Raw genomic sequence first — 24,885 nt, 5'->3', positions numbered from 1 at the left:
GCGCGCCATCGACGACGGCAACGTTGCCGATACTGCCCAGATGGTGAAATTGGTAGACACGCCAGCTTCAGGTGCTGGTGACCGCAAGGTCGTGGAAGTTCGAGTCTTCTTCTGGGCACCAATTCCAAACTCAAGGTTTCAATCTTGAGTTTCACAAAAACCCGCGAAAGCGGGTTTTTGCATTACAGGCCTTTGATTTTTAACGAAAAACTTGATTTATAATTTCAAATCAGGGGTTTACAGATCAAAAGCCGCTCCGTATAGTTCGCTCCATCAACAGCGGCAACGTTGCTGATACTGCCCAGATGGTGAAATTGGTAGACACGCCAGCTTCAGGTGCTGGTGACCGCAAGGTCGTGGAAGTTCGAGTCTTCTTCTGGGCACCAATTCCAAACTCAAGGTTAAGTCTTGAGTCTCACAAAAACCCGCGAAAGCGGGTTTTTGCGTTTCTGGCCGCTGAAAATCTCACTCGCAATTCTGCTGCGAAGGCGCACCTGAGAAACTTTATCGTTTATCCTGCTCACGATTTGTTGCACTTAAGTGAGGAACCCTGCGAATGATGATCCGCGATACCCGTCTCAAGACATCCCTTCTGCGTGGCTTGACCATCACTCTGCTCGGCCTGACCCTGCTCTCGCCCGCTGCTTATTCTGCCGACAAGGTTGCACTGACCTTGTATAACGGCCAACACAAGGAGGTCGGCGATGAACTCGCCAAGGCCTTCGAAGCCAAGACCGGCATCCACGTCAATGTACGCAAGGGCAGCAGCAACCAACTGGCCAGCCAAGTCGTCGAAGAAGGCGACCGCTCCCCCGCCGACGTGATCTACACCGAAGAGTCGCCGCCACTGAACAAACTCGGCGAACAAGGCCTGCTGGCAACCATCGACGCCAGCACCCTCGACGTACTGCCCAAGGAATACGTGGCCGGCAACGGCGCCTGGATGGGCGTGACCGCACGCACCCGGGTCGTCGCCTTCAACCCCAAACTGATTGCCGAGAAAGACCTGCCCAAGTCGGTGCTGGATTTTGCCGGGCCCGAGTGGCAAGGCAAGGTGGGCTTCGTACCCACCAGCGGCGCGTTCCAGGAACAGGCCGTGGCGATCATCAAGCTGCACGGCCGCGAAGCCGCCGAAGAATGGCTGACCGGCCTGCGCGCATTCGGCAAGGTCTACAGCAACAACATGGTCGCCCTGAAAGCCGTGGAAAACGGCGAAGTCGCCACCGTTCTGGTGAACAACTACTACTGGTTCGCCCTGAAGAAAGAAAAAACCAATCTGGATTCGCAACTGCACTACTTCACCGACGGTGATGCAGGCGGCTTGATTACCGTATCCGCCGCTGCAGCATTGAAGTCCAGCAAACATCCGAAAGAAGCCCAGCAACTGCTGGCCTTCATGGCCAGCGAAGAAGGCCAGCGGGTGATCACCAACACCTCGGCTGAATACCCGCTACGCAAAGGCATGGAATCCAACCGAGGCCTCAAGCCTTTCAGCGAGCTGCAGCCGCCGAAGGTCACTCCCGCCGACTTGGGTAACGCCGAAGAAGCTCTGGAACTGGAACGTGACGTTGGCTTGAACTGATGAACCCATCGCTACCCGCCCCCGCCTCGCACGGGGGTTTTATTCCAAGACGCAAACGCCCTTCGATCTGGCTACTGTTACCGGTATTGCTGCTGGTGGGCCTGAGCCTGCTACCGCTGGCGTACGTCGGCCTCAAGGCCTGGCAGGCCGGCTGGAACGAAGCGGTGCATTTGCTATGGCGGCCTTATGTGTTCGGCCTGCTGCGCAACACCTTGGCGCTGATGATCGGCGTCACCGTAGCTTGCGGCGTGATTGGGCTGTCACTGGCTTGGTTGCTGGAACGCAGCAATCTGGCGGGGCGACGCATCTGGGGAGTGATTCTGTGCTTGCCCTTTGCGGTCCCGGCATTTGTCAGCAGCTTTACTTGGGTTTCCCTGAGCGCGAATTTTGAAGGGCTGGGCGGGGCGATTCTGGTGATGACGCTCTCCAAATATCCGCTGGTGTTTCTGCCGGTGGCAGCCACCCTGCGCAACCTTGATCCTTCCCTGGAAGAATCGGCCCGCACCCTGGGGCTGAACCGCTGGGGCGTATTCTTTCGCATTACCTTGCCGCTGTTGTGGCCGTCGCTGTTGGCCGGCTCATTGCTGATCGCCCTGCATATGCTGGTGGAGTTCGGCGCCTTGTCGATCATAGGCCTGCAGACCTTTACCACCGCGATCTATCAGCAGTTCGAACTGGAATTCAGCAACGCCAATGCGGCGATGCTCTCGGCGGTGTTGCTGGTGATGTGCCTGACCTTGCTGTGGCTGGAGTTGCGCGTACGCGGCAAGGGCCGACACGTGCGTACCGGCCAGGGCGCGGCGCGGCATGCCGAGCAAGTTCGACTCGGCAAATGGGCGCCACTGGGGCAGATGTATTGCTTGATGCTGGCGGTCATTGGCAGCGGCATTCCATTGGGGATGCTCGGTTATTGGCTGGCGGTTGGCTCGTCGGCGGCGTTTCCGGTGGCCGAGATCAGCGAGGCGCTGCTTTCATCATTGGCGCTGTCCCTGGGCGGTGCAGCGCTGTGCTTGGTACTGGCAGTGCCGGTGGGCCTATTGGTGGTGCGCTACAAGGGCCAGTTGGCACTGTGGGCTGAGCGATTGCCGTATCTGTTGCATGCACTGCCCGGCCTGGTGATCGCGTTGACGCTGGTGTATTTCGCCCTGCATTACGTGCCGGTGCTGTATCAGACCTCGGCATTGCTGCTGATCGCCTATGCGCTATTGTTTTTGCCGCTGGCCCAGGCGCCGATTCGTACGGCACTGAACAAGGCGGCGCCGCAGCTGGAAGAGGCTGCGAGAACGCTGGGGGCATCTTCATTCAGTGCGTTTTGCCGAGTGACGCTGCCGATTATATTCCCGGCGTTGGGGGCGGCGTTTGCACTGGTGTTTCTGGATGCGATGAAGGAGCTGACGGCGACGTTGCTGCTTAGCCCGACCGGGCTCAATACCCTAGCCACGGCCGTCTGGGCGCATACCTCGAATGTGGAATTTGCGGCGGCGGCGCCTTATGCGGCGTTGTTGATTCTGGTGTCGGGGTTGCCGGTTTATCTGCTGACGACGCGGATGTATCTGAGCCGCTGAGATAGCCTTCGACTTGCTCGCAAAAGGGCCCTACCAGACGACACTAAGCCCTGAACTGCCCCAAACTCGCCTTCAACTGCGCCGCCAAACCATCCAACACCTTGCTGCTCGCCGTGGTCTCCACCACCGCCTGGGCCGCGCGCTCAGCCTGGGCATGGATGATCTCCACCCGCCCACGCACGGCATGGGCGCCTTTGGCCTGATGCTCTGCTGCCCGAGTTGCCAAGCCAATCGCCGCATGCACCTGCTCCACCGACGCCTGCACCGATTGCTGCAAGCGCACGCTGTCGCGCAGCACTAGCAAACCTTCACTGGCTTGACGCCCCGCCTTGCCAATCGTCGCCACCGCCTCACGAGCACCCTGCTGCAAGGCAACGATATGAGCCTGAATATCGCCCGTCGAGCTTTGGGTCTTGCTGGCCAGGGCCCGCACCTCATCGGCCACCACCGCAAAACCGCGCCCAGTCTCACCGGCACGGGCCGCTTCGATGGCCGCATTGAGCGCCAACAGGTTGGTCTGCTCGGCAATCCCGTGGATCACCGTCAACACCACTTCGATCTGCTCGCTTTGCTGGGCCAAGCGCTCGATCACCTTGGCGCCATTCTCCACTTGGCCGGCCAGCGCCTCGATCAGGCTGCCAACCTCTGCGGAGGTACGCGAGTTCTCATCAGTGGCCTGGCGGATATCCACCACCTGCTGCAACGCTGCCTGCATGGCATGGCTTTCCGCCTGAGCTTCATCGGCCATCTGCGACAACGCCCGCAGGCTTTCGGCGACCTCATCGCGCTGCAAGCCGGCAGCCGCATCGGCACCCGCGTTGCGCAGGGTCATGGCACCGATTTCCACACCTGTACGCTGGGCCACATCACCCGCTTCACGCACGATCGGCTGCAACTTATCCACAAAGCGATTGACCGCCGAAGCCATCTCACCGATTTCATCCCGACTGCTGATCTGCACGCGCTTGGTCAGGTCACCCTCACCGGCCGCCAGGTCATCCATGGCGGCGATCAGCAGCTTCAAGCGATTGACCACCCGGCGCCCAAGGACCACGGCAATCAGCAGCAACACGCCAAAACCGACGACTGCCAGGCCCATACCGATGCGCCAACGCAAAGTGCCGGCGGCTTCCTGTACGGCACTGCTGGTATTGGCGGTCATCTGGGTGGCGGTGGTTTGAGCCGACTGCAAGCGCGCGCCCATAGCCGCTGCGCTGTCTGCAGCCGCGCCTTTCAGGCTATCGCCCACCAATTGATCGCTGCTGGCGATCAGCGCCGCAAAGCGCTTATCAAGGGCGGCCAGATCAGCGTCCACCGAGGCAGTCGAAACCCCCATAACGACCTTGCCGATCTCCACACCATTGGGGCTGATGGAGGACTCAAGGTAGTAAACCGATGGATCGTTCTTAGCCGCATCCAGCAGCTTATCCAGCGCTCGCTCGCCTTTGCCCTTATCCAGTAGCGCCTGATTGATCGGGTTATCCCGATTCAAATAGCGGGTCAGGTGCTGACCGGTGGCATCGTCATACACTACAAACAGCACATTGGGATTGCGCTGGGCACGCCGGGCAAATTCGGAGAGTGTCGGTACATCGCTGTCCCACATCGCACGCGGCGCCACTGAAGCCAGCAACTGGGCCATGTCATTGGCCGAGTCCTTCAAGTCTTTTTCCAGAGTCGCACGCAGTTGCTTCTGCTCTTCCTGCAATCGAGTGGAAAGCCCCGCCGTCAGACGCTGACGCGTACTGGAGGACAGGCTGTCCAGGCTGGAGGTGACCTCCTTTCCAGCTTGCGTCAATTCACCCGACAACTTTTGGCTATCCACACCCAGGCGATTACCCAAATCGGCTTCCAAGGCGGTGACTGTGCTCCGCGTCAGGGCGACGGCCACCAGCACTTGCACCAGAAGAGCGATACCTAGGGTAACGAACACCGGCCGCAACAGACGGCTTTGTAACAGTGAGAGAACGGCAGACACTGGAAATCCCTCCACCTAGAGTGCCATTAATTTGATGGCACCGCGAAAGACAGAAACATAGCAAGGGTCGTGCCGCACACAAGGTAGAAACAACAAAGGGCCCCCGAAGGGACCCTTTGCTTTTTACATCAACAGCTTATTAAGCGAACGGATGACGCAGAACGATGGTCTCGTTGCGGTCCGGGCCCGTCGAAATGATGTCGATCGGCGCACCGATCAGCTCTTCAACGCGCTTGATGTAAGCACGGGCGTTAGCTGGCAGTTCTTCCAGGGTTTTGGCACCCACGGTCGACTCGGTCCAGCCCGGCACTTCTTCGTACACAGGCTGCAGACCCACGTAGCTGTCAGCGTCAGTCGGGGCAACGTCCTTGCCTTCTGCATCTTTGTAGCCGACGCAGATATTGATGGTTTCCAGACCGTCGAGTACGTCCAGCTTGGTCAGGCAGATGCCCGAGATGCTGTTCACATCGATAGCGCGACGCAAGATAACAGCGTCGAACCAGCCACAACGACGAGCACGGCCGGTAGTGGCGCCGAACTCGTGACCTTGTTTAGCCAGGTGCGCACCCACTTCGTCAAACAGTTCTGTCGGGAATGGACCCGAACCGACCCGCGTGGTGTAAGCCTTGGTGATGCCCAGGATGTAGTCCAGGAACATAGGGCCAACGCCCGAACCGGTAGCAACGCCGCCAGCGGTGGTGTTGGAACTGGTCACGTACGGGTAGGTGCCGTGGTCGATGTCCAGCAACGAACCTTGGGCGCCTTCGAACATGATGTCTTTGCCAGCGCGACGCAGATCGTGCAGCTCGGCAGTCACGTCCAGCATCAGCGGCTTGAGCAGCTCAGCGTATTCCTTGCACTCGGCCAGGGTCGTCTCGAAGTCGATGGCTGGCTCTTTGTAGTAACCCACCAGCATGAAGTTGTGGTATTCCACCAACTCACGCAGCTTGTCTTCAAAGCGCGGCATGTTGAGCAGGTCGCCAACACGCAGGCCACGACGAGCAACCTTGTCTTCGTATGCCGGGCCGATGCCGCGACCGGTAGTACCGATCTTCAGCTCGCCACGGGCCTTTTCACGGGCCTGGTCCAGCGCTACGTGGAAGGACAGGATCAGCGGGCAGGACGGGCTGATACGCAGGCGCTCACGCACCGGTACGCCTTTCTCTTCCAGCTTGGTGATCTCGCGCAGCAGGGCGTCAGGTGCAACCACCACGCCGTTACCGATCAGGCACTGCACGCCTTCGCGCAGCACACCCGACGGGATCAGGTGCAAGACGGTTTTTTCGCCATCGATGACCAGGGTGTGGCCAGCGTTGTGGCCACCTTGGTAGCGCACTACGGCGGCAGCATGTTCGGTCAGCAGATCAACGATCTTGCCTTTGCCCTCATCACCCCATTGGGTGCCCAGGACTACGACATTCTTACCCATAACACTTGTCCTCATTCGCGCAAACTTGGTGCCGGCTACGGCCGGCAGGAAAACTCAAGAGGCCAGTGGCGATACTTGCCAAAGCCCGTTCTGCTGAATCAATTGCCGGTCGCAGTCCGCTTCACGGGCGGCGGCCAATGGCTGCCCAGGCAAGGCCTGGACAACACGTTGACCCTCACTGCGCAACTGGCAAACCTGCTGCCAGAGTGCCGCGTCCGTACTGTCGGGCATCCAGATACCGCCAGACGGTAACTCGACCTCAGCACGCCCCAGGGTCACCAGGGTTTTCAAATCGGTGGAAAAGCCGGTCGCCGGACGGGCGCGGCCAAAATCGGCGCCGATATCGTCATAACGACCACCCTGGGCGATGGCTTGGCCAACACCCGGGACAAACACGGCGAACACCACACCGGTGTGGTAGTGATAACCGCGCAACTCACCCAGGTCGAAGTACAGTGGCAACTGCGGGAACCGCGCCGACAGGCGCTCGGCAATCGCCAGCACGTCGTCCAGGGCAGCCAACACCGGGGCCGGCGCATTGGCCAGGCGATCACGGGCAGCGGACAGCACTTCGCGACCACCACACAGATCCACCAGCGAACGCAGCATGCCAGCCAGATCAGCAGGCACGCCCTCGGTCAGAGCAATCACTTCATCGATAGCCTTGCGTTGCAGGGCATCGAACAACTGCTGCTCCACTTCACCGGACAAACCAGCGGCACGGGCCAGGCCACGGTAGATACCAACATGCCCCAAGTCCATGTGCACATCCGGCACATCGGCCAGTTGCAGCATAGCCAGCATCAGGCTGATGACTTCCACATCGCTGCTCGGGCTCGCATCGCCATACAACTCAGCGCCCAGTTGAATCGGGCTGCGCGAAGACGACAAGGCCCGCGGCTGAGCATGCAGGACACTGCCGGCATAGCACAGGCGGCTCGGACCTTCACGGCGCAAGGTGTGCGCGTCGATGCGCGCCACTTGCGGAGTGATGTCGGCACGAAAACCCATTTGCCGGCCCGATTGCGGGTCGATGACCTTGAAGGTGCGCAGATCCAAGTCCTGGCCCGCGCCGGTCAGCAGGGATTCCAGGTACTCGATATGGGGGGTCACGACAAACTCGTAACCCCAGCTCTGGAACAGATCCAACACCTGGCGACGCGCAACTTCAATGCGCGCAGCTTCCGGTGGCAGTACTTCTTCGATGCCATCTGGCAGCAGCCAGCGGTCTACCGTTGCCATTACGCCATTCCCCTATGATCCGGGCGGCCAGCCCTTGGGCGAGCCTTGAGTGAAGCAGAAAATGCCCGGCTCTTGCATAAACCACGCGCAAGAGCGACGTGACGAACGACCACTAATTGGCCTCGTCGGGCACTTTCCTCGAAAAACCTGTCGCGTCTGCGGACACAAAATAACAATCAAACATGCAGACGCAAAAAAGCCGGGAATTTCCCGGCTGCCGCATCATACACCCGTTTTCTCAAAGGATCACCCCGCCCGGCATTTTAGCCGCCAGACGGAGCGATTCTCAGGTCAAGTGCGGGTTACTTGGACTTTTCCAGGTAGCGGAAGAAATCGCTACTTGGGTCCAGCACCATGACGTCGGTTTTGTTCGCGAAGCTTTCACGGTAGGCACGCAGGCTACGGTAGAACGCGTAGAACTCCTGGTCCTGGCCATACGCCTTGGAGTAGATCGACGCGGCTTGAGCATCACCATCACCACGGGCCTCTTCAGACTCACGATAGGCTTCTGCCAACAGTACGCGACGCTGACGGTCGGCATCCGCACGGATACCTTCAGCCAGTTCGTTACCCTTGGCGCGGTGCTCACGCGCTTCACGCTCACGCTCGGTGCTCATACGCTCGAACACGCTGCGGTTCACTTCCTTCGGCAGATCAATGGCCTTGACCCGAACATCGATCACTTCGATGCCCAGCTCTTTTTCCGCCATTGTGTTCAACGAACGCGTGATGTCAGCCATCAGCGCATCACGTTCACCCGATACCACCTCGTGCAGGGTGCGCTTACCAAACTGGTCACGCAGGCCCGATTCCAGACGGCGCGACAAACGCTCGTCAGCAATCTGCTTGAGGCCGGAGGTCGCGGTGTAGAAGCGCTCGGCATCCTTGACGCGCCACTTGGCGTAGGCATCAACCATTACAGCTTTCTTTTCAAGGGTCAGGAAGCGCTGTGTCGGTGCATCCAGCGTCATCAGGCGGGCGTCGAACTTGCGCACCTGGTTAACGTAGGGGACTTTCACATGCAGGCCCGGCTGGACATCCGCCTGGACCACACGACCGAATTGCAGCAACACCGCGCGCTCGGTCTGAGACACGATGTAGAAGCAGTTCCAGGCAGCGATGACCACGACGACGCCCACAATCAGGGCGGTCAGCGATTTATTGCTCATCAACGACTCTCCCTGGTACGTGATTGCTGTTGCTGCAAGTCCGCGGCCGCACGGGCGCTCGCCTCATTGGCAGCGGCAGTCGAAGCGTTGGACGGCGCACTGCTGCCACTACGGCCACCTTCGATCATCTTGTCCAGCGGCAGGTAAAGCAGATTGTTCTGCCCGCCCTTGTTGCCGGTCACGAGAACCTTGCTGGTGTTGGTGAAGACTTCCTGCATGGTGTCCAGGTACAGACGCTCACGGGTGACTTCCGGTGCCTTACGGTACTCGGCCACCAGCTTGGTGAAGCGATCAGCCTCACCCTTGGCGCGGGAGACCACTTCGTCGCGGTAGCCGTTGGCATCTTCAAGGATGCGCTGGGCCTGACCACGGGCTTCCGGCACGACGCCGTTGGCGTAGGTTTCAGCCTGGTTGCGCGAACGCTGCTCGTCTTCACGGGCACGGATCACGTCATCGAAGGCTTCCTGTACTTCACGCGGTGCAGCTGCGCTCTGTATGTTGACCTGAGTGACAGTGATACCGGTGCGATAAGTATCGAGGAACCGTTGCAGGCGCTCCTTGATCTCGCTGGCCATCAATTCACGACCTTCAGTCAGTACCTGATCCATTGCAGTGGAACCCACCACGTGGCGCAGAGCACTTTCGGTCGCTTGTTGCAGGCTGATTTCCGGCTGATCGACGTTCAGCACGAAGTCCTGCAGGTTGCTGATCTTGTACTGCACGGTCAGCGGCACTTCGACGATGTTCTCGTCTTCAGTGAGCATCTGGCCCTGCTTGGTGTAGGCACGCTCACGCGTGACGTTTTCCATGTACTTCTTGTCGATCGGCGGGAAGTAGATATTCAGGCCCGGGCCGACAGTCTCGTAGTATTTGCCGAAGCGCAGCACTACGGCTTGCTCCTGCTCGTCCACCACGTAGACCGCGCTGTACAGCCAGACAGCCGCCAGCACGACGAGGCCGATGCCGAGCAGGCCGTAACCACCGCCCTTGCCCGAACCACCGCCTTCGTCACCACTACCACGTTTCTTTCCACCACCGAACAACCCATTCAGGCTTTCCTGCAGCTTTCGGAAGGCCTCGTCGAGATCCGGTGGCCCCTTGCGGTCGCCATTATTGCGGCGCTTACCACCCCAAGGATCCTGATTATTCGAGTTGCCACCCGGCTCATTCCAAGCCATAGCGCTCTCCATCTGATAAAGCAAAGACGCACCCACGGCGCGCCGACCAATGCTACAGAATGCCTGCTACAGCGGCACAACCGCTTTCTCAGGCTTTTATTGCAAAGTGTGTTGTTCGATGAAGTCCATCGGCTGCATGCCTTCCCGGCTGACCAGCCGGTTCAGCTCTGCCCGCGGCAGTCGAACAGCCAGCAAACTGACACCTTCTTCGTCGTGTTCTTCTTTCTGGACCGCGCCCAACTCGAAAAACTGTGCACGCAGTCGAGCAAAACGCTGCGGCAAGCGCAAGGTGCCAACAAACAAATCGTTGCCCAACAACTCGGCAACCGCCTGTTTGAGCAAGTCCAGCCCGGAACCGTCGCGCGCTGAAAGCCAGACCCGTTGTGGCCTGCCGTCTTCGTCACGCTGGATTTGCGGCTCCACGCCCTCAAGCAAATCGAGTTTGTTATAGACCTCGAGGATCGGCAAGTCCTGGGCGCCAATCTCGCCCAACACCACCATTACCTGCTCAATCTGCAACATACGGTCAGGTTCAGCCGCATCGATCACATGCAACAGCAGGTCGGAGTTACTCGACTCTTCGAGCGTAGACCGAAATGCCTCGACCAGCTTGTGGGGCAAGTGACGAATGAACCCCACGGTATCGGCCAGGACAATTGGCCCAAGGTCGTCCAGATCCAGACGGCGCAAGGTCGGGTCGAGGGTCGCGAAGAGCTGGTCAGCCGCAAAAACGTCGGACTCCGTCACCGCATTGAACAGTGTGGATTTGCCGGCGTTGGTGTAGCCCACCAGGGAAACGGTCGGGATATCGGCGCGCTTGCGCCCTCGCCGCGATTGCTCACGCTGACTGCGGACCTTTTCAAGCCGCGCCTTGATCTGCTTCAGGCGAACCCGCAGCAAACGACGGTCAGTCTCCAACTGGGTTTCACCCGGGCCACGCATGCCGATACCACCACCTTGACGCTCAAGGTGAGTCCAGCCACGAACCAACCGGGTGCTCATGTGATCTAGCTGAGCCAGTTCTACCTGGAGCTTGCCTTCATGGGTGCGGGCGCGTTGGGCGAAAATATCGAGAATCAGACCTGTGCGGTCGATCACGCGACACTCGAAAACACGTTCGAGGTTACGTTCCTGACTGGGCGTGAGGACGTGATTGAAAATAACCAGATCGACCTGTTCGGCATGGACCAGGTCGCGTAACTCTTCGACCTTGCCGCTGCCAATCAGGAATTTGGCGGTTGGCCGATGACGCGGCACGTTAAAAAACGCGACGGTCTCGGCGCCAGCCGAATTTGCCAGCTCCTGAAACTCCTGCGGATCTTCGCGCGCCTCAGGGTCCTGACCATCCAAGTGAACGAGGATTACCCGCTCACCACCACCGTGGCGCTCAAAGAACAAAGGAGACTCCTATCAGGCGTTACCTGGCTCAGCGTCACCCTGTTCGGCATCGGTTGCACTAGGCAGACGAATTGGACGAACCGGCACTACTGTCGAGATAGCGTGTTTGTAGACCATCTGGCTGACGGTGTTTTTCAGCAGGATAACGAACTGGTCGAAAGACTCGATCGTACCTTGCAGTTTGATACCGTTGACCAGATAGATGGAAACCCCAACTTTCTCTTTACGTAAAGTATTCAAGTAAGGGTCTTGTAGCGAATGCCCTTTTGACATGTGCCGCACTCCTTTAAGGATCAATAATAAAAAATCGGAAAATAGATAGCTCGTAGCCGTCACACCCCCAAGGATAGACGGCAATTGCAAGGACTCAGCTCAATATGGAGACCGTTCCCAAGTATTTCAAGGTGCGTGACAGATTGTCGCAATCCAGACTGTCCAGCCAATGCAAGTCAGTCCAGCTGCGTAGCCAGGTGAACTGGCGTTTCGCCAATTGGCGCGTGGCAATGATGCCGCGCTCCTGCATTTCGGCTGACGTCAACTTGCCATCCAGATGATCCCAGACTTGGCGGTAGCCTACAGCACGTATCGAAGGTAACCCCGGATGCAGGTCACCTCTGGAACGCAGTGCTACGACCTCGTCCACGAACCCCTGTTCCAACATAATTGTGAATCTTTGTGCAATTCGCTCATGCAGCACCTGACGATTCGCCGGAGCGATGGCCAGATTCGCCACAGTATAGGGCAATTGTGGCTGCCTAGACGCGCCTGCATCAGTACTTTGCGCAGATTGTCTCAGTCGGTGCGCAGTCATGGTCTGACCACTGACTCGCCAGACTTCCAGTGCCCGTGACAGGCGCTGGGGGTCGTTGGGATGAATCCGCGCAGCGGACACTGGGTCCACCGCCGCCAACTGGTCATGCAGGACTTGCCAGCCAAGGCGCGCAGCCTCTTCTTCCAACTCGGCGCGCACTTGGGGATCGGCTGGCGGCATATCCGCCAGACCTTCCTGCAAAGCCTTGTAGTAGAGCATCGTACCGCCCACCAGCAGCGGAATATTGCCCCGCGCGGTGATTTCAGCCATGGCCGCCAACGCGTCGGTGCGAAAATCCGCCGCCGAATAGCTTTGGGACGGGTCGATGATGTCGATCAATCGGTGCGGATACTGGGCCAGCAGTTCCTTTGAAGGCTTGGCGGTGCCGATGTCCATGTCCCGGTAAACCAGGGCGGAATCGACACTGATCAGCTCGCACGGCAAGACCTTGGTCAGTTCGATGGCCAGGTCCGTCTTGCCGGCGGCAGTCGGGCCCATCAGGAAGATGGCCGGAGGTAGAGCGCTCATCAACGACCGCGCAAGAATAGTTTGTCCAGATCGTCCAGGCCCATTTGGGTCCAGGTCGGTCGGCCATGGTTGCATTGGCCACTGCGCTCGGTGTTTTCCATGTCCCGCAGCAAGCCGTTCATTTCCGCCAGGGCCAGACGCCGATTGGCGCGAATCGCCCCGTGGCAGGCCATGGTGCCGAGCAGTTCGTTGATGTGCGCCTGGATCCGGTCACTGGTGCCGTACTCCATCAAGTCTGCCAGCACGTCGGCTACCAGCCGGTTGGCTTCGGCTTGCTTGAGCAATGCAGGAATCTGGCGGATAGCCAGGGTTTCCGGACCTAGGCGCTGCAGTTCAAAGCCGAGCTTCTGGAACACGCTGACGTGCTCTTCAGCGCAATCGGCTTCGCGCTGACTGACTGCCAGGGATTCCGGCACCAGCAACGGCTGGCCACTCAGACCTTCGCTGGCCATGGCGATTTTCAGGCGTTCGTACATGATCCGCTCGTGGGCGGCGTGCATGTCCACAAGCACCAGACCCTGGGCGTTTTCCGCAAGAATATAGATACCTTTAAGCTGCGCCAGAGCGTAACCCAACGGAGGTACATCGCCCTGGCCTTCTGGCAAGGCGACAGCGCCCGGCTCAGCACCGGGAAGCGGCGCGAAAAATTCGCGGTAGGCCGCCTGGGCCTCAGCCACCGGCACCGCCGATTGCGGACGCGGGGTGTATTGATACTGATAGCCAGCGCCCGCCCCTGAACCCGGCGCGGCATAACTCGGCTGGGCTTGTGGCGATTGCAGCAAGTTGGCCGCCAGGCTCATTTCACCCTGGGGCCCGAACTCACCGGCTTCCGGCCCCGAAGGACGGACAATGGCCGTCGCAATCGGTGCCGCCAAGTGATCATCCGGCCGCACATCGCCAAGAGCACGGTGCAAGGTGCCGTAAAGGAAGTCATGAACCATGCGCCCGTCACGGAAGCGCACTTCGTGTTTGGTAGGGTGCACGTTGACGTCCACCACCGACGGGTCGACCTCAAAAAACAGCACAAACGTCGGGTGCCGCCCGTTGAACAACACATCGCGATACGCCTGGCGCACCGCGTGGGCCACCAGTTTGTCGCGCACCGCCCGACCATTCACAAAGAAGTACTGCAAGTCTGCCTGGCTACGGGAGAAGGTCGGCAAACCGACCCAACCCCACAAGCGCAAGCCATTGCGCTCTATTTCAATGGGCAGAGCCTGCTCCAGGAACCCCGAACCACAGACGGCCGCTACACGCCGGGCGCGGGCCGCATCGTCATTGGCTTCATGCAGGCTAAGGATGGTCTTACCGTTATGGCGCAGGTGAAAAGCCACATCGAAACGGGCCAAGGCCAGGCGTTTGATGACTTCCTGCAGGTGATCGAATTCGGTTTTCTCGGCCTTGAGGAATTTGCGTCGCGCCGGGGTATTGAAGAACAGGTCGCGCACTTCCACCGAGGTGCCCACCGGATGCGCAGCCGGCTGAACCCGGGGCGCCATGTCGCGGCCTTCGGTTTCTACCTGCCAGGCCTGCTCGGCGTCACGGGTGCGGGAGGTCAGGGTCAGGCGCGCCACGGAACTGATAGAGGCCAGCGCCTCACCGCGAAAGCCCAGGCTCATCACCCGTTCAAGGTCTTCCAGGTCGCGAATCTTGCTGGTGGCGTGACGGGCCAGGGCCAGCGGCAGGTCATCGGAGGAGATGCCGCTGCCATCGTCGCGCACCCGCAGCAGCTTGACGCCGCCTTGTTCAACGTCGACGTCGATGCGCTTGGCACCGGAGTCGATGCTGTTTTCCAGCAACTCCTTGATCACCGAAGCCGGCCGTTCGACCACCTCGCCCGCCGCGATCTGGTTAGCCAGACGCGGGCTCAGCAACTCAATGCGCGAGGTGTTGCTCAATACCGATTCGCTCATTACTGGGCCGCCAATTCAGTGCCTGGAATGGTCAACACTTGACCGACCTTCAGCTCGTCGGTCGTCAGGTTGTTGGCACTGCGCAAGGTCGCCGCAGAAACCTGGAATCGCACCGCCAGCATCGCCAGGGTGTCGCCCGGCTGGACTCGATGGTCACGCGGGCCCTGGGCAATTTTCCCGGAATCACGCAACCAGGCGATATACGTACCTGGTGGAGGATTCTGCTGGAAGAACTGGCGAACACCGGCGCTGATGGAGCGCGCCAGCGCCTGCTGGTGGTTGGAGGAGGCCAGTTTCGACGCCTCATTGGAGTTGGAGATAAACCCGGTTTCCACCAGGATCGATGGAATGTCCGGCGATTTAAGCACCATGAACCCGGCCTGCTCCACGCGCTGTTTGTGCAGCGAGGTGACGCGACCGATATTGCTCAGGACTTTCTGCCCGACGTTCAGGCTGGAAGTCAGCGAGGCGGTCATCGACAGGTCGAGCAATACGCCGGCGAGCATCTTGTCCTTGTCATCGAGGGACACGTTGCCGGCCCCGCCGATCAAGTCGGACCGGTTTTCACTGTCCGCCAGCCAACGGGCCGTCTCGGAGGTGGCGCCGCGATCAGACAGGGCAAACACCGAAGCACCAAAGGCGGCAGCCGAAGGCGCGGCATCGGCGTGGATCGAGACGAACAGGTCGGCGCCCTTCTTGCGGGCGATTTCGGTACGACCACGCAATGGAATGAAGTAGTCGCCGGTGCGGGTCAGCTCGGCGCGGTAGCCTTTCATGCCGTTGATCTGGCGCTGCAGCTCACGGGCGATGGCCAGTACCACGTCTTTTTCATGCTGGCCGCGCGACCCAGAGGCACCCGGGTCTTCCCCGCCGTGACCGGCATCGATGACCACGATGATGTCGCGCTTGCCCGCCGGAGCTGGTGGTAACGGCGGCAGTTTGACCTGGGGTTGCGACTGATTGACCGGCACCGCAGGAACCGTCGCCACGCTTGGCGTTGGCGCAGGTGGTGGCGCGGCATCGGCGGCGTTGTCGAACAGGTCGACCACCAGCCGGTTGCCGTACTGGGCGTTAGGCGCCAGCGAGAAACTTTTCGGAGTGACGGCCTTTTTCAGGTCGATGACCACCCGCAAATCCGTCGGCGTACGTTGGGCCGAGCGCATGGAGGTAATCGGCGTATTGGCCGTGGAGACTTTCAACGGCGCAGCCAGGGTCGCACCGTTGATGTCGATCACCAGGCGATCAGGCGCCGTCAGGGTGAAGACGCTGTGCTGGACCGGGCCAGACAGGTCGAATACCAGTCGCGTGTTATCCGGTGCCCGCCACAGGCGAACACTTTTCACCTGTGAAGCGGCCAGAGCATTGACAGTCATTGCCGCAAGCAACACCCCTACGACAGTAACCAACGCGCGAAAGCGCATACCTAACCCCATCAATTATTTGAATTCCAATGCCAAAGTGACACACCACGACTCACCGCGCGCACCTTGGGGCAACAACTTCAGCTGACGTCCACTGTTATGCGGGCTAATGGTAATGGTCAGGTCGGGCTTTGGCAAAAAGCCTGTGCCTTTATCCGGCCACTCGATCAGACACAAGGCGTCTTCATCGAAGTAATCGCGGATGCCCATGTACTCCAATTCCTCGGGATCCACCAATCGGTATAGATCGAAATGGAAGGCCCGTACTTCGCCGATCTCGTAGGGTTCGACCAAGGTAAACGTAGGACTCTTCACTGCGCCGTCATGACCCAGCCCGCGAATAATGCCTCGGGACAAGGTGGTTTTACCGGCACCCAAATTCCCTTCCAGAAAGATCAGCCCCGAGCCTTTGGTGACCTCGGCAATACGCTTGCCGAACGCGACCATGGCCTCTTCATCAGCCAGAAAAAGGGTTACTTCAGACACGGTGACTGTTCCTCCAACAACTGACGAATGGCGGGAATCAGATCGCTGGCCGCCAGCCCGCGACCCAACGTACCTTGGCGATCCCCGGCGGTAGCGTGCAACCAGACCGCCAGACAGGCGGCGTCAAATGCCGACATCCCCTGGGCCAGCAAGGCCCCCACCAGACCAGCCAATACATCGCCCAAACCGGCTGTAGCCATCGCCGGGTGGCCCTGATCACAGCGGGCAACCCGACCGTCAGGGCTGGCAATCAAACTGCCAGCGCCTTTCAGGATCGCCACCGCATTGAATTTCTGACTCATCGCGCGCGCTACATTAAGGCGGTCCGCCTGAACCTCGGCTGTCGACATCCCCATCAACCGGGCCGCTTCACCGGGATGCGGGGTGATCACGCAGTTGGCCGGCAGGCTGACAGCGCCCGTCGCCAGCAGATTCAGCGCGTCGGCATCCCAGACCTGCGGCTGCTGGGCATTCGCTGCCACCGACAGAAGGCTCTTGCCCCAGGACGCTTCGCCAAGGCCAGGACCGATAACGATCACCGAGACTTTTTCCAGCAAGGCCATCAACTGGTTGGCCGAATGCACGCCCAGGGTCATGACTTCCGGCAGGCGCGCCAGGGCGGCCGGCACATGTTCACTGCGGGTCGCCAGGGAAACCAGGCCGGCACCGCTGCGCAGCGCGCTTTGCGCGCTCAGCAAGGCCGCGCCACCGAATCCACGGTCGCCGCCAATCAGCAGGACATGGCCAAACTGACCTTTATGGGCGTCCGGGAAACGGGCAGGCAGTTGCGGCAATTGGCCGGGCAACAGGTGCTGAACGTCGGTTATTTCGTGTTTTGTCTGCGGCATGCGTCTTCAAGCTCCGATGTCTGGCAGAATTATACGCATCTAACCTGCGGTTTCTCTTGTCTCATGCCTGCTATCACCTCCGACCTGCCCGCCCTCGCCCAATCGATCAAAGACTGGGGCCGTGAGCTGGGCTTTCAACAAGTGGGCATCAGCGGCCTGGACCTGGCCGAGCATGAGCAACACCTGCAACGCTGGCTCGACGCCGGCTACCATGGCGAGATGGACTACATGGGCGCCCATGGCAGCAAACGCTCCCACCCCGAAGAGTTGGTGCCCGGCACCTTGCGCGTGGTGTCCCTGCGCATGGATTACCTGCCCGGCGACACGCACATGGCGCAATTGCTGGCCCACCCCGAAAAAGCCTATATCTCCCGTTACGCCCTGGGCCGCGACTACCACAAGCTGATCCGCAAGCGCGTGCAGCAACTGGCGGACCGGATTCAGGCACAAATCGGCCCGTTTGGCTTTCGTGCTTTTGTCGACAGCGCCCCGGTGCTGGAAAAAGCCATCGCCGAACAGGCAGGCCTAGGCTGGATCGGCAAAAACACCCTGGTGCTCAATCGCAAGGCTGGCAGCTACTTTTTCCTCAGCGAACTGTTTGTCGACCTTCCGTTGCCGGTCGACCCACCCCACTCCACCGAACACTGCGGCCGCTGCACCGCCTGCCTGGACATCTGCCCGACCAATGCTTTCGTCGGGCCTTACGTACTCGACGCCCGGCGCTGCATTTCCTACCTGACCATCGAGCTCAAGAGCGCCATCCCCGAAGACCTGCGCCCACTGATCGGCAACCGCGTGTTCGGCTGCGATGACTGTCAGATCGTTTGTCCGTGGAATCGTTTCGCACGAACCTCAGCCGAAAGCGATTTTAAGCCTCGGCACAATCTGGATAACGCAGAACTGGCCGAGTTGTTTATGTGGGACGAGGATAAATTCCTCAGCAGTACCGAAGGTTCGCCCCTTCGCCGCGCCGGTTATGAGCGCTGGCTGCGTAATCTGGCGGTAGGGTTGGGCAATGCGCCGTCGAGTATTCCGGTGCTGGAAGCCCTGAAAGCGCGACGGGATTACCCGTCTGAGCTGGTACGCGAACATGTGGAATGGGCGCTGAACCAGCACGCCGAGCGTCAGTGTTCGTCGTTGTAGACGAACTTGGGCATTTCCCAATGAAAGCGGATCGCCAGCAGGCGCAATAAAAAGCCACTGAACAGCGTAAGCAGAATGGCTTGCTCGCTGGGCAACTGCAGATAGATGCAAAGCATATAGAACCAGGCGGCAAGGAACGACACGCTGGCATACAGCTCACGTCGGAAGATCAACGGGATGTCGTTGCAGAAGATATCCCGCAGGATGCCACCAAATACCCCGGTAATGACCCCGCTGACCGAAGCCACCAACATGCCGTGGCCCATTTCGAGGGCGGTCATGCAGCCGATCAGGGTGAAGGCCACCAAACCCACGGCATCCAGCGCCAGAAACAGCGAGCGCAGGTGGCGCATCAGCGGCGCGATGAAGATCGTCACCAGCGCGGCGACGGAAGTCAGCACCAGGTATTCCGGATGTTTGACCCAGGTCAGCGGGTAATGGCCGAGCAATACATCACGCACCGACCCGCCCCCCAGCGCCGTCACGCAGGCAATCAACACCACACCAAACCAGTCCATGCCGCGCCGACCGGCGGACAAGGCACCGGTCATGGCTTCGGCGGTGATGGCGATGAGGTAGAGCATCAGCAGCATGAGGGCGATCCTTGCAAGTTGTGGCGAGGGGGCTTGCCCCCGTTGGGGTGCGAAGCAGCCCCCTTATAAAGGCAGCGGAGTTTTTTTCAGATAGGTAGTGCTGTCAGGTTTCAGGGCCGCTTCGCCGCCCAACGGGGGCAAGCCCCCTCGCCACAACAGCTCACCTGCGGAATCAGAACTTGATGAAATGCTTGCGGTAATGCTGCAACTCGGCGATCGACTCGCGAATGTCATCCAGTGCCAGGTGGGTGCTGCCCTTGTGGAAGCTGTCTTTCACTTCCGGCGCCCAGCGTGCGGCCAGCTCTTTTAAGGTGGACACATCCAGATTGCGGTAGTGGAAGTAGCTTTCCAGCGCTTTCATGTGGGTATAAAGAAAGCGACGGTCCTGGCAAATGCTGTTGCCGCAGATCGGCGACTTGCCCTTCGGCACCCACTTTTCCAGGAACGCGATGGTTTCAGCCTCGGCCTCGGCCATGCTGACGCGGCTTTCACGCACGCGCTGGGTCAGGCCCGAGCCGCCGTGGGTGCGGGTGTTCCACTCATCCATGGTGGCCAGGACGGCGTCGCTGTGGTGGATGGCGATCACCGGGCCTTCGGCCAAGGTGTTGAGGTTGCTGTCGGTGACGATGGTCGCCATTTCGATGATGACGTCGGTGTCAGGGTTCAGACCGGTCATTTCCAGATCGATCCAAATCAGGTTCTGTGGGTTTTGCATGTCTTGGTTCCTTGGCACCTTGGCGTAGCTGCGCAGTTTAGCAGGCAGGGCGTGCTAGACTCGCGACCGTTTTACCTAACCTTTGCATTATCGACACGGAACACCCATGGCCAAACGCCAGCTCAACCGTCGCCAAAACTGGCGCATCGAAAAGATTCAGGGTGAACGCGCTGCCCGCGCCGCCAAACGTGAATCCTCCGCCGTGGAAGCGCTGGAAGGCGGCGACCTGGGCCCCGAACAAACGGGGCTGGTGATCGCGCACTTCGGTGTGCAGGTCGAGGTCGAGGCCAAGGAAGGCGAACACGCAGGCTCGGTGTTCCGTTGCCACTTGCGCGCCAACCTGCCCGCGCTGGTAACCGGCGACCAAGTGGTCTGGCGTGCCGGCAACCAGGGTATCGGTGTGATCGTGGCGCAACTGCCGCGTACCACCGAGCTGCGCCGCCCGGACAGCCGTGGCCAGCTCAAGCCGGTGGCGGCCAACGTCGACATGATCGTCATCGTGTTTGCGCCGCTGCCCGAGCCGCATGCCAACCTGATCGACCGCTACCTGGTGGCTGCCGAGCACGCGGGCATTCGTCCGCTGTTGCTGCTGAACAAGTTCGACCTGATCGACGAGCAGAACGCACCGGCGCTGAATGCGTTGCTGGCGGTCTACCGCACCTTGGGCTACCCGGTGCTGGAAGTCTCGGCCCATCACGGTAACGGTATGGAACAACTGCAAGAGCAGTTGGATGGGCGCATCAGTGTGTTCGTTGGCCAATCGGGCGTGGGCAAGTCGTCGCTGGTCAACAGCCTGCTGCCGGAAGTCGAGACCCGTGTCGGTCCGCTGTCGGAGCTTTCCGGCCAAGGTACGCATACGACCACCACGGCGCGGTTGTTCCACTTCCCGGGCGGCGGCGAACTGATCGACTCACCAGGGATCCGTGAATTTGGCCTGGGCCATGTCAGCCGGGCGGATGTGGAAGCGGGCTTTATCGAGTTCAACGACTTGATCGGCACGTGCCGTTTCCGCGACTGCAAGCATGATCGCGAGCCGGGTTGCGCCCTGCTCAAGGCGCTGGAAGATGGTCGCGTGCAACAGCAGCGGATGAACAGCTATCGCTCGATCATCGCCAGCTTGCCGGAAACCAGTTACTAGGTAGCGCAAACAACACCGTGGCGAGGGGGCTTGCCCCCGTTGGGCTGCGAAGCAGCCCTAAAAACAGCCAGCCTAGATCTATCTGAAGAAATACGACGGCCTTATTGGGGCTGCTACGCAGCCCAACGCGGGCAAGCCCGCTCGCCACAAACGCCCTATTGGATTATGAGCCAGCCGCTGGCTGAGTCGGATCTTTCATCCCACCATCATCAAACAGGTTCAGCTTCTGGCGCAGTTCGTGAGCCGGTAGCGGCTCCTGCTCAGGCGGCAGCGCATTTGGATCCGCCGGCACTTCTCCCGGTGCGCCAGCGCCCTGAGTGGGCACCGGCGGTTGCGGAGCACCCTGCTCACCTTCAATCGCGCGCTGGGCCTTTTTGGTCAGCACCACGATATCAATACGGCGGTTCACCGGGTTGAACGGGTCCTTGATATCAAACAGCTGCGAAGAAGCAAAACCCACCACCCGCGCTACTTGCTCATCCGGATAACTCCCAGCCACCAAGGCCCGGCGCGCAGCGTTGGCACGGTTGGCGGACAGCTCCCAGTTACCGAAATCACCCAAGCCTGAATACGGCTTGGCATCCGTGTGGCCGCTGATACTGATCTTGTTCGGCACCGCCTTGATGGTGTCAGCCATGGCCAGCAGGATGTCCTCGAAGTACGGTTTCAAGCGCGCGCTGCCGGAGTCAAACATTGGCCGGTTGGCGGCGTCCATGATCTGGATGCGCAAACCATCAGGAGTGATCTGGTACAGGATCTGATCCTTGAACTTCTCCAACTGCGGATTCTCGTCGACCTTTTTCTGCAATTCTTGCAGGAGCAACTCCAGCCGTTCGTGCTCGACCTGTTCGGCCATGCTTTCGACGGTGTCACGCTCGATGGGAATATTTTCCTGGGGCGACTCGGTCTTCACTTCCGGGTTGATCGTGCGTTCGGGCGCCAGTTGCGGCGAACCGCCCAGGTCGATCACAAAGGGGGTGCCGCTCTCGGAGAAGCCGATGGGATCCTTGAAGTACCCAGCGATGGCGATCTTCTGTTCCGGCGTGGCGGTGGACATCAGCCACAGCACCAGGAAGAACGCCATCATCGCCGTCGCAAAGTCGGCGAAAGCGATTTTCCAAGCGCCGCCGTGATGCCCCGCAGCGAAGCGCTTGACGCGCTTGATAATGATTGGCTGGTTGTTTTCCATGACTTAGCGACCGCGAACTGCTTGTTCCAGCTCGGCAAAGCTCGGACGGTGCTTTGGATACAGAACCTTGCGCCCGAACTCCACCGCCAGGGACGGCGGCATACCGGAAGCCGAGGCCACCAGAGAGGCCTTGATCGCCTCGTAAACATTCAGCTCTTCCTTGGCATCATGGGCCAGCGAAGTCGCCAGAGGGCCGAAGAAACCATAGGCGGCAAGAATACCGAAGAAGGTCCCCACCAGTGCCGCACCCACGTGCATGCCGATAGCTTTCTGGTCGCCTTCGCCGAGGGATGCCATGGTCACCACGATCCCGAGAACCGCCGCCACAATACCGAAACCAGGCATGCCGTCGGCGATGCCGGTCACGGCGTGGGAAGGGTGTTCAAGCTCTTCTTTCAAGCTGAACAATTCCATGTCGAACAGGCCTTCCAGCTCATGGGGAGCCATGTTGCCGGAGGACATGATGCGCAGGTAATCGCAGATATAGGCGGTCATGCGTTCGTCTTTGAGCACGGCCGGGTACTTGGCGAAAATCGGGCTCGCCGCAGCGTCCTCGATGTCACCTTCGATGGCCATCATGCCTTCGCGGCGGCTCTTGTTGAGAATCTCGTAGATCAGCCCCAACACTTCCAGATAGAACGTGTGGGAGAAGCGCGAGCTGAACATGCCCAGCGACTTCTTGATCACGTGCATGGTCATGTAGCCAGGGTTGGCTTGCAGAAATGCACCGAATGCCGCACCGCCAATAATCAGCACTTCGAAGGGCTGGATCAGCGCTGCAATTTTACCGTGGGAAAGGACGTATCCGCCGAGCACGCTCGCGATGACGACGATGATGCCGATAATTTTAGCCATAGGGGATGAGTACTTGTGCCGTCGGGTTCATGGACATATTCGGAAGATCTGAAAACTCTTCTTCTACTTATCGGCAAATCTGCGCCAGACTATAGCCCGTTAAGGCGAAAAGCCAGTTCGGCCCGCTCCGGGCGTGTTGACCGCAAGTGATGATCGCGCGCTAATCATGGCTAATGAAACGACAGCTCCAACTCCCAAACCCAACACGATTGCCGGCTGGATAAAGCGGCTGGACGAGGTTGCGCTGCCTGTTCCCCAGGCGAGCCACGAGCGAGTGTGCAAAGCCATCGGCGACAGCCGCCGATCATTGAGAGAGATTGCTGAGCTGATGCAAAACAGCCCGGCACTGGTACTCAGTGTGATGCGCGAAGCGAACCATCACACCCATGGCAGCCTGTCAGAACCGGCGGAAAACCTTGAGGTGGCAATCAACCGCCTAGGTCTTGAACGCACCGCAGAGTTGCTCGCCCGCCTGCCGTCCATACCCCTCAATGAAATCCCTGTGGCCCTGCGCCAATTGCAAATGATCAGCCAGCACGCCTCGCAACAAGCCAATGGCCTGTTCGCCAGTCGCCTGGCGCGGTTGTGGCAAGACATTCATTGGGGCAGCTTGCTGTTTCTATCGCCACTGTGGCCGATGGCGATTGCCTATCCCAAGCTGCTGGAGGAATGGGAACTGCGGGTGATCCACAAAGGCCAGTCGGCCTACAAGGTCGAACGGGAATTGTTCGGCGTGCGTCTGCTGGAGTTGTGCCTGGGCCTGACCGAAGCCTGGCGCCTGCCAATCTGGGTCTCACAGGGCTACACCCTGCTGCTGAACGAGCAACGCCTGCTGGTCAAAGTGCTGCACATTGCCCGGGAAGAAGAGCCGTTGCGCCAACAGCAATTGCTGGATGCCGACCCGACGCTGCGGCGCTGGTTGAACCAGCCGGCCAACACCGTGCTGCTGGCCAACGGACTGGCCCTGGCGGCCCAGGAGTCCTGGACCTGCCCACACACTCAGCGCTGGCAATACCTGACTGCGCTGTACTTGCAACAACCCTTGGGTGAAGTGCAGCAACAGGTGCATCAACAAGCGGTCACCAGTGCCCGTAACGACCTGATGAGCGATCTCTGGCACCCGGCGTTGTCGCTGATCTGGCCGTGGAATGTGCAACGGGTTCATCGCGGCCTGCTCCCTGCGCCGCCGCCAACTGCCGAAGCGCTGGCAGTCTGGCGCAGCCGCTGCACCGAACTGCTGATAGAACCGAGCCGCTTCGCCAACGCCATGCATTTGACCACCTGCGCCAAAGAGGCCCTGGTGGCCAGCGGCATGCAACGGGTCATGTTGCTGATGGCTGACCGGGCCTTGAGCACCTTGCGTGTGCATCAGATCGACGGCCTGCCCAAGGATGCCGCCCACCTGAGTCTGGACGTCGCGCAAAGCACGCTGTTGCAGCGTCTGCTGGAAAAGTCCGCCCAGGTACGCCTCACGCCGGATAATCACGCCCAGTTTTCGGCACTGTTACCCACGCAGTTGCGGCGCCTGTTTGTCGGCCAACACCTGCTGTTACGCTCCCTGAGCAGCAACGGCCGGGTAGTGATGCTGATGGTGGCCGACCAAGGCGGTGGGCCGTTCTCGGAAACCACCGTGCAAGCCTTCGGTAAAACGGCCCAATGCATCGAGAAGGCTCTGCGCAGCTTTACCAACCGCAGCGCTTGATG

21 protein-coding genes and 2 tRNA genes are annotated in these 24,885 nt (G+C 59.9%); 7 read left to right on the top strand and 16 right to left on the bottom strand.

The genetic code is table 11. From position 1 onward, the window contains the following. Positions 1 to 34: 34 nt before the first annotated feature. The 4 genes from HKK55_RS28405 to HKK55_RS28390 all read left to right on the top strand — a co-directional run bounded on the left by HKK55_RS28405 (position 35) and on the right by HKK55_RS28390 (position 3,147). Positions 35 to 121, top strand: a tRNA-Leu gene (locus tag HKK55_RS28405). Positions 122 to 299: 178 nt separating this feature from the next. Next, a tRNA-Leu gene (locus HKK55_RS28400) sits at positions 300 to 386 on the top strand. A 170-nt stretch (positions 387 to 556) separates the two neighbouring features. Beyond that, on the top strand, positions 557 to 1,582 hold the full coding sequence (locus tag HKK55_RS28395; RefSeq protein WP_169357615.1) for an extracellular solute-binding protein: 1,026 nt from the start codon (positions 557 to 559) through the stop codon (positions 1,580 to 1,582). After that, complete coding sequence (locus HKK55_RS28390; protein WP_169357614.1) at positions 1,582 to 3,147, top strand: iron ABC transporter permease; 1,566 nt, start codon at positions 1,582 to 1,584, stop codon at positions 3,145 to 3,147. Before HKK55_RS28395 ends, HKK55_RS28390 begins: the two co-directional genes overlap by 1 nt. Positions 3,148 to 3,190: 43 nt before the next feature. Here the strand turns inward: HKK55_RS28390 and HKK55_RS28385 are convergent, their stop codons facing one another. The 12 genes from HKK55_RS28385 to HKK55_RS28330 all read right to left on the bottom strand — a co-directional run bounded on the left by HKK55_RS28385 (position 3,191) and on the right by HKK55_RS28330 (position 17,548). After that, positions 3,191 to 5,125 (bottom strand): methyl-accepting chemotaxis protein, encoded by a 1,935-nt coding sequence (locus HKK55_RS28385; RefSeq protein ID WP_169357613.1) that lies wholly within the window; start codon positions 5,123 to 5,125, stop codon positions 3,191 to 3,193. 139 nt (positions 5,126 to 5,264) lie between these two features. Then, the gene (locus tag HKK55_RS28380; RefSeq protein WP_169357612.1) at positions 5,265 to 6,554 is read right to left on the bottom strand and encodes an adenylosuccinate synthase; all 1,290 of its coding nucleotides are present in this window, start codon (positions 6,552 to 6,554) and stop codon (positions 5,265 to 5,267) included. 54 nt (positions 6,555 to 6,608) lie between these two features. After that, positions 6,609 to 7,796 (bottom strand): ATP phosphoribosyltransferase regulatory subunit, encoded by a 1,188-nt coding sequence (locus HKK55_RS28375; protein ID WP_169357611.1) that lies wholly within the window; start codon positions 7,794 to 7,796, stop codon positions 6,609 to 6,611. A 302-nt stretch (positions 7,797 to 8,098) separates the two neighbouring features. Beyond that, on the bottom strand, positions 8,099 to 8,965 hold the full coding sequence (gene hflC, locus HKK55_RS28370; RefSeq protein WP_169357610.1) for a protease modulator HflC: 867 nt from the start codon (positions 8,963 to 8,965) through the stop codon (positions 8,099 to 8,101). After that, positions 8,965 to 10,143: an FtsH protease activity modulator HflK gene (hflK, locus tag HKK55_RS28365; protein WP_169357609.1), complete on the bottom strand. Its 1,179-nt coding sequence runs from the start codon at positions 10,141 to 10,143 to the stop codon at positions 8,965 to 8,967. Before hflK ends, hflC begins: the two co-directional genes overlap by 1 nt. A gap of 96 nt (positions 10,144 to 10,239) precedes the next feature. Next, positions 10,240 to 11,541, bottom strand: a complete 1,302-nt coding sequence (gene hflX, locus HKK55_RS28360; RefSeq protein ID WP_169357608.1) for a ribosome rescue GTPase HflX — start codon at positions 11,539 to 11,541, stop codon at positions 10,240 to 10,242. Positions 11,542 to 11,553: 12 nt separating this feature from the next. Further along, entirely contained in the window at positions 11,554 to 11,814 is a 261-nt protein-coding gene (hfq, locus tag HKK55_RS28355; RefSeq protein ID WP_094950970.1) for an RNA chaperone Hfq, read from the bottom strand. Positions 11,815 to 11,908: 94 nt separating this feature from the next. Beyond that, positions 11,909 to 12,880, bottom strand: coding sequence for a tRNA (adenosine(37)-N6)-dimethylallyltransferase MiaA (miaA, locus tag HKK55_RS28350; protein ID WP_169357607.1), 972 nt, complete (start codon positions 12,878 to 12,880; stop codon positions 11,909 to 11,911). Next, positions 12,880 to 14,778: a DNA mismatch repair endonuclease MutL gene (gene mutL / locus HKK55_RS28345; protein WP_169357972.1), complete on the bottom strand. Its 1,899-nt coding sequence runs from the start codon at positions 14,776 to 14,778 to the stop codon at positions 12,880 to 12,882. The genes miaA and mutL overlap by 1 nt, the downstream gene beginning before the upstream one ends. Before the next feature lie 14 nt (positions 14,779 to 14,792). After that, a complete protein-coding gene (locus HKK55_RS28340) occupies positions 14,793 to 16,226 on the bottom strand; it encodes an N-acetylmuramoyl-L-alanine amidase (protein ID WP_202020938.1) in 1,434 nt (477 codons plus the stop codon). A gap of 3 nt (positions 16,227 to 16,229) precedes the next feature. Beyond that, positions 16,230 to 16,700 (bottom strand): tRNA (adenosine(37)-N6)-threonylcarbamoyltransferase complex ATPase subunit type 1 TsaE, encoded by a 471-nt coding sequence (gene tsaE, locus HKK55_RS28335; protein WP_169357605.1) that lies wholly within the window; start codon positions 16,698 to 16,700, stop codon positions 16,230 to 16,232. Beyond that, on the bottom strand, positions 16,688 to 17,548 hold the full coding sequence (locus HKK55_RS28330; RefSeq protein WP_169357604.1) for an NAD(P)H-hydrate dehydratase: 861 nt from the start codon (positions 17,546 to 17,548) through the stop codon (positions 16,688 to 16,690). Before HKK55_RS28330 ends, tsaE begins: the two co-directional genes overlap by 13 nt. Before the next feature lie 63 nt (positions 17,549 to 17,611). Here HKK55_RS28330 and queG point away from each other — a divergent pair, with 63 nt between their 5' ends. Beyond that, entirely contained in the window at positions 17,612 to 18,691 is a 1,080-nt protein-coding gene (gene queG / locus HKK55_RS28325) for a tRNA epoxyqueuosine(34) reductase QueG (RefSeq protein WP_169357603.1), read from the top strand. Here the strand turns inward: queG and HKK55_RS28320 are convergent. Beyond that, positions 18,673 to 19,284: a trimeric intracellular cation channel family protein gene (locus HKK55_RS28320; RefSeq protein ID WP_155582798.1), complete on the bottom strand. Its 612-nt coding sequence runs from the start codon at positions 19,282 to 19,284 to the stop codon at positions 18,673 to 18,675. The two genes, queG and HKK55_RS28320, sit on opposite strands and share 19 nt — an antisense overlap. A 172-nt stretch (positions 19,285 to 19,456) precedes the next feature. Beyond that, positions 19,457 to 19,999: an oligoribonuclease gene (orn, locus tag HKK55_RS28315; RefSeq protein ID WP_169357602.1), complete on the bottom strand. Its 543-nt coding sequence runs from the start codon at positions 19,997 to 19,999 to the stop codon at positions 19,457 to 19,459. Positions 20,000 to 20,105: 106 nt separating this feature from the next. Between orn and rsgA the strand changes: the two genes are divergently transcribed. Then, the gene (gene rsgA / locus HKK55_RS28310) at positions 20,106 to 21,137 is read left to right on the top strand and encodes a small ribosomal subunit biogenesis GTPase RsgA (protein WP_169357601.1); all 1,032 of its coding nucleotides are present in this window, start codon (positions 20,106 to 20,108) and stop codon (positions 21,135 to 21,137) included. Positions 21,138 to 21,300: 163 nt separating this feature from the next. Here rsgA and motB read toward each other — a convergent pair whose 3' ends face one another. Together motB and motA are read right to left on the bottom strand one after the other, a co-directional pair. Further along, the gene (gene motB / locus HKK55_RS28305) at positions 21,301 to 22,326 is read right to left on the bottom strand and encodes a flagellar motor protein MotB (RefSeq protein ID WP_169357600.1); all 1,026 of its coding nucleotides are present in this window, start codon (positions 22,324 to 22,326) and stop codon (positions 21,301 to 21,303) included. Positions 22,327 to 22,329: 3 nt separating this feature from the next. Then, positions 22,330 to 23,181, bottom strand: a complete 852-nt coding sequence (gene motA / locus HKK55_RS28300; RefSeq protein ID WP_155582802.1) for a flagellar motor stator protein MotA — start codon at positions 23,179 to 23,181, stop codon at positions 22,330 to 22,332. Positions 23,182 to 23,347: 166 nt separating this feature from the next. Between motA and HKK55_RS28295 the strand changes: the two genes are divergently transcribed. Further along, positions 23,348 to 24,883, top strand: a complete 1,536-nt coding sequence (locus HKK55_RS28295) for an HDOD domain-containing protein (RefSeq protein WP_169357599.1) — start codon at positions 23,348 to 23,350, stop codon at positions 24,881 to 24,883. Positions 24,884 to 24,885 lie beyond the last annotated feature (2 nt).

This window comes from Pseudomonas sp. ADAK18 (assembly GCF_012935695.1).
Taxonomy (GTDB): domain Bacteria; phylum Pseudomonadota; class Gammaproteobacteria; order Pseudomonadales; family Pseudomonadaceae; genus Aquipseudomonas.
This window is presented reverse-complemented; position numbering and strand designations above follow the sequence as displayed.

Bases quoted from the DNA above. Each gene is read 5' to 3' on its own strand.
- HKK55_RS28380 (WP_169357612.1), bottom strand. From the start codon at position 6,554: ATGGGTAAGAATGTCGTAGTCCTGGGCACCCAATGGGGTGATGAGGGC.
- orn (WP_169357602.1), bottom strand. From the start codon at position 19,999: ATGCAAAACCCACAGAACCTGATTTGGATCGATCTGGAAATGACCGGT.
- HKK55_RS28395 (WP_169357615.1), top strand. From the start codon at position 557: ATGATGATCCGCGATACCCGTCTCAAGACATCCCTTCTGCGTGGCTTG.
- HKK55_RS28340 (WP_202020938.1), bottom strand. From the start codon at position 16,226: ATGGGGTTAGGTATGCGCTTTCGCGCGTTGGTTACTGTCGTAGGGGTG.
- miaA (WP_169357607.1), bottom strand. From the start codon at position 12,880: ATGAGCGCTCTACCTCCGGCCATCTTCCTGATGGGCCCGACTGCCGCC.
- hflC (WP_169357610.1), bottom strand. From the start codon at position 8,965: ATGAGCAATAAATCGCTGACCGCCCTGATTGTGGGCGTCGTCGTGGTC.
- hflK (WP_169357609.1), bottom strand. From the start codon at position 10,143: ATGGCTTGGAATGAGCCGGGTGGCAACTCGAATAATCAGGATCCTTGG.
- motA (WP_155582802.1), bottom strand. From the start codon at position 23,181: ATGGCTAAAATTATCGGCATCATCGTCGTCATCGCGAGCGTGCTCGGC.
- HKK55_RS28320 (WP_155582798.1), bottom strand. From the start codon at position 19,284: ATGCTGCTGATGCTCTACCTCATCGCCATCACCGCCGAAGCCATGACC.
- motB (WP_169357600.1), bottom strand. From the start codon at position 22,326: ATGGAAAACAACCAGCCAATCATTATCAAGCGCGTCAAGCGCTTCGCT.
- queG (WP_169357603.1), top strand. From the start codon at position 17,612: ATGCCTGCTATCACCTCCGACCTGCCCGCCCTCGCCCAATCGATCAAA.
- hfq (WP_094950970.1), bottom strand. From the start codon at position 11,814: ATGTCAAAAGGGCATTCGCTACAAGACCCTTACTTGAATACTTTACGT.
- HKK55_RS28390 (WP_169357614.1), top strand. From the start codon at position 1,582: ATGAACCCATCGCTACCCGCCCCCGCCTCGCACGGGGGTTTTATTCCA.
- rsgA (WP_169357601.1), top strand. From the start codon at position 20,106: ATGGCCAAACGCCAGCTCAACCGTCGCCAAAACTGGCGCATCGAAAAG.
- HKK55_RS28295 (WP_169357599.1), top strand. From the start codon at position 23,348: ATGGCTAATGAAACGACAGCTCCAACTCCCAAACCCAACACGATTGCC.
- HKK55_RS28375 (WP_169357611.1), bottom strand. From the start codon at position 7,796: ATGGCAACGGTAGACCGCTGGCTGCTGCCAGATGGCATCGAAGAAGTA.
- HKK55_RS28330 (WP_169357604.1), bottom strand. From the start codon at position 17,548: ATGCCGCAGACAAAACACGAAATAACCGACGTTCAGCACCTGTTGCCC.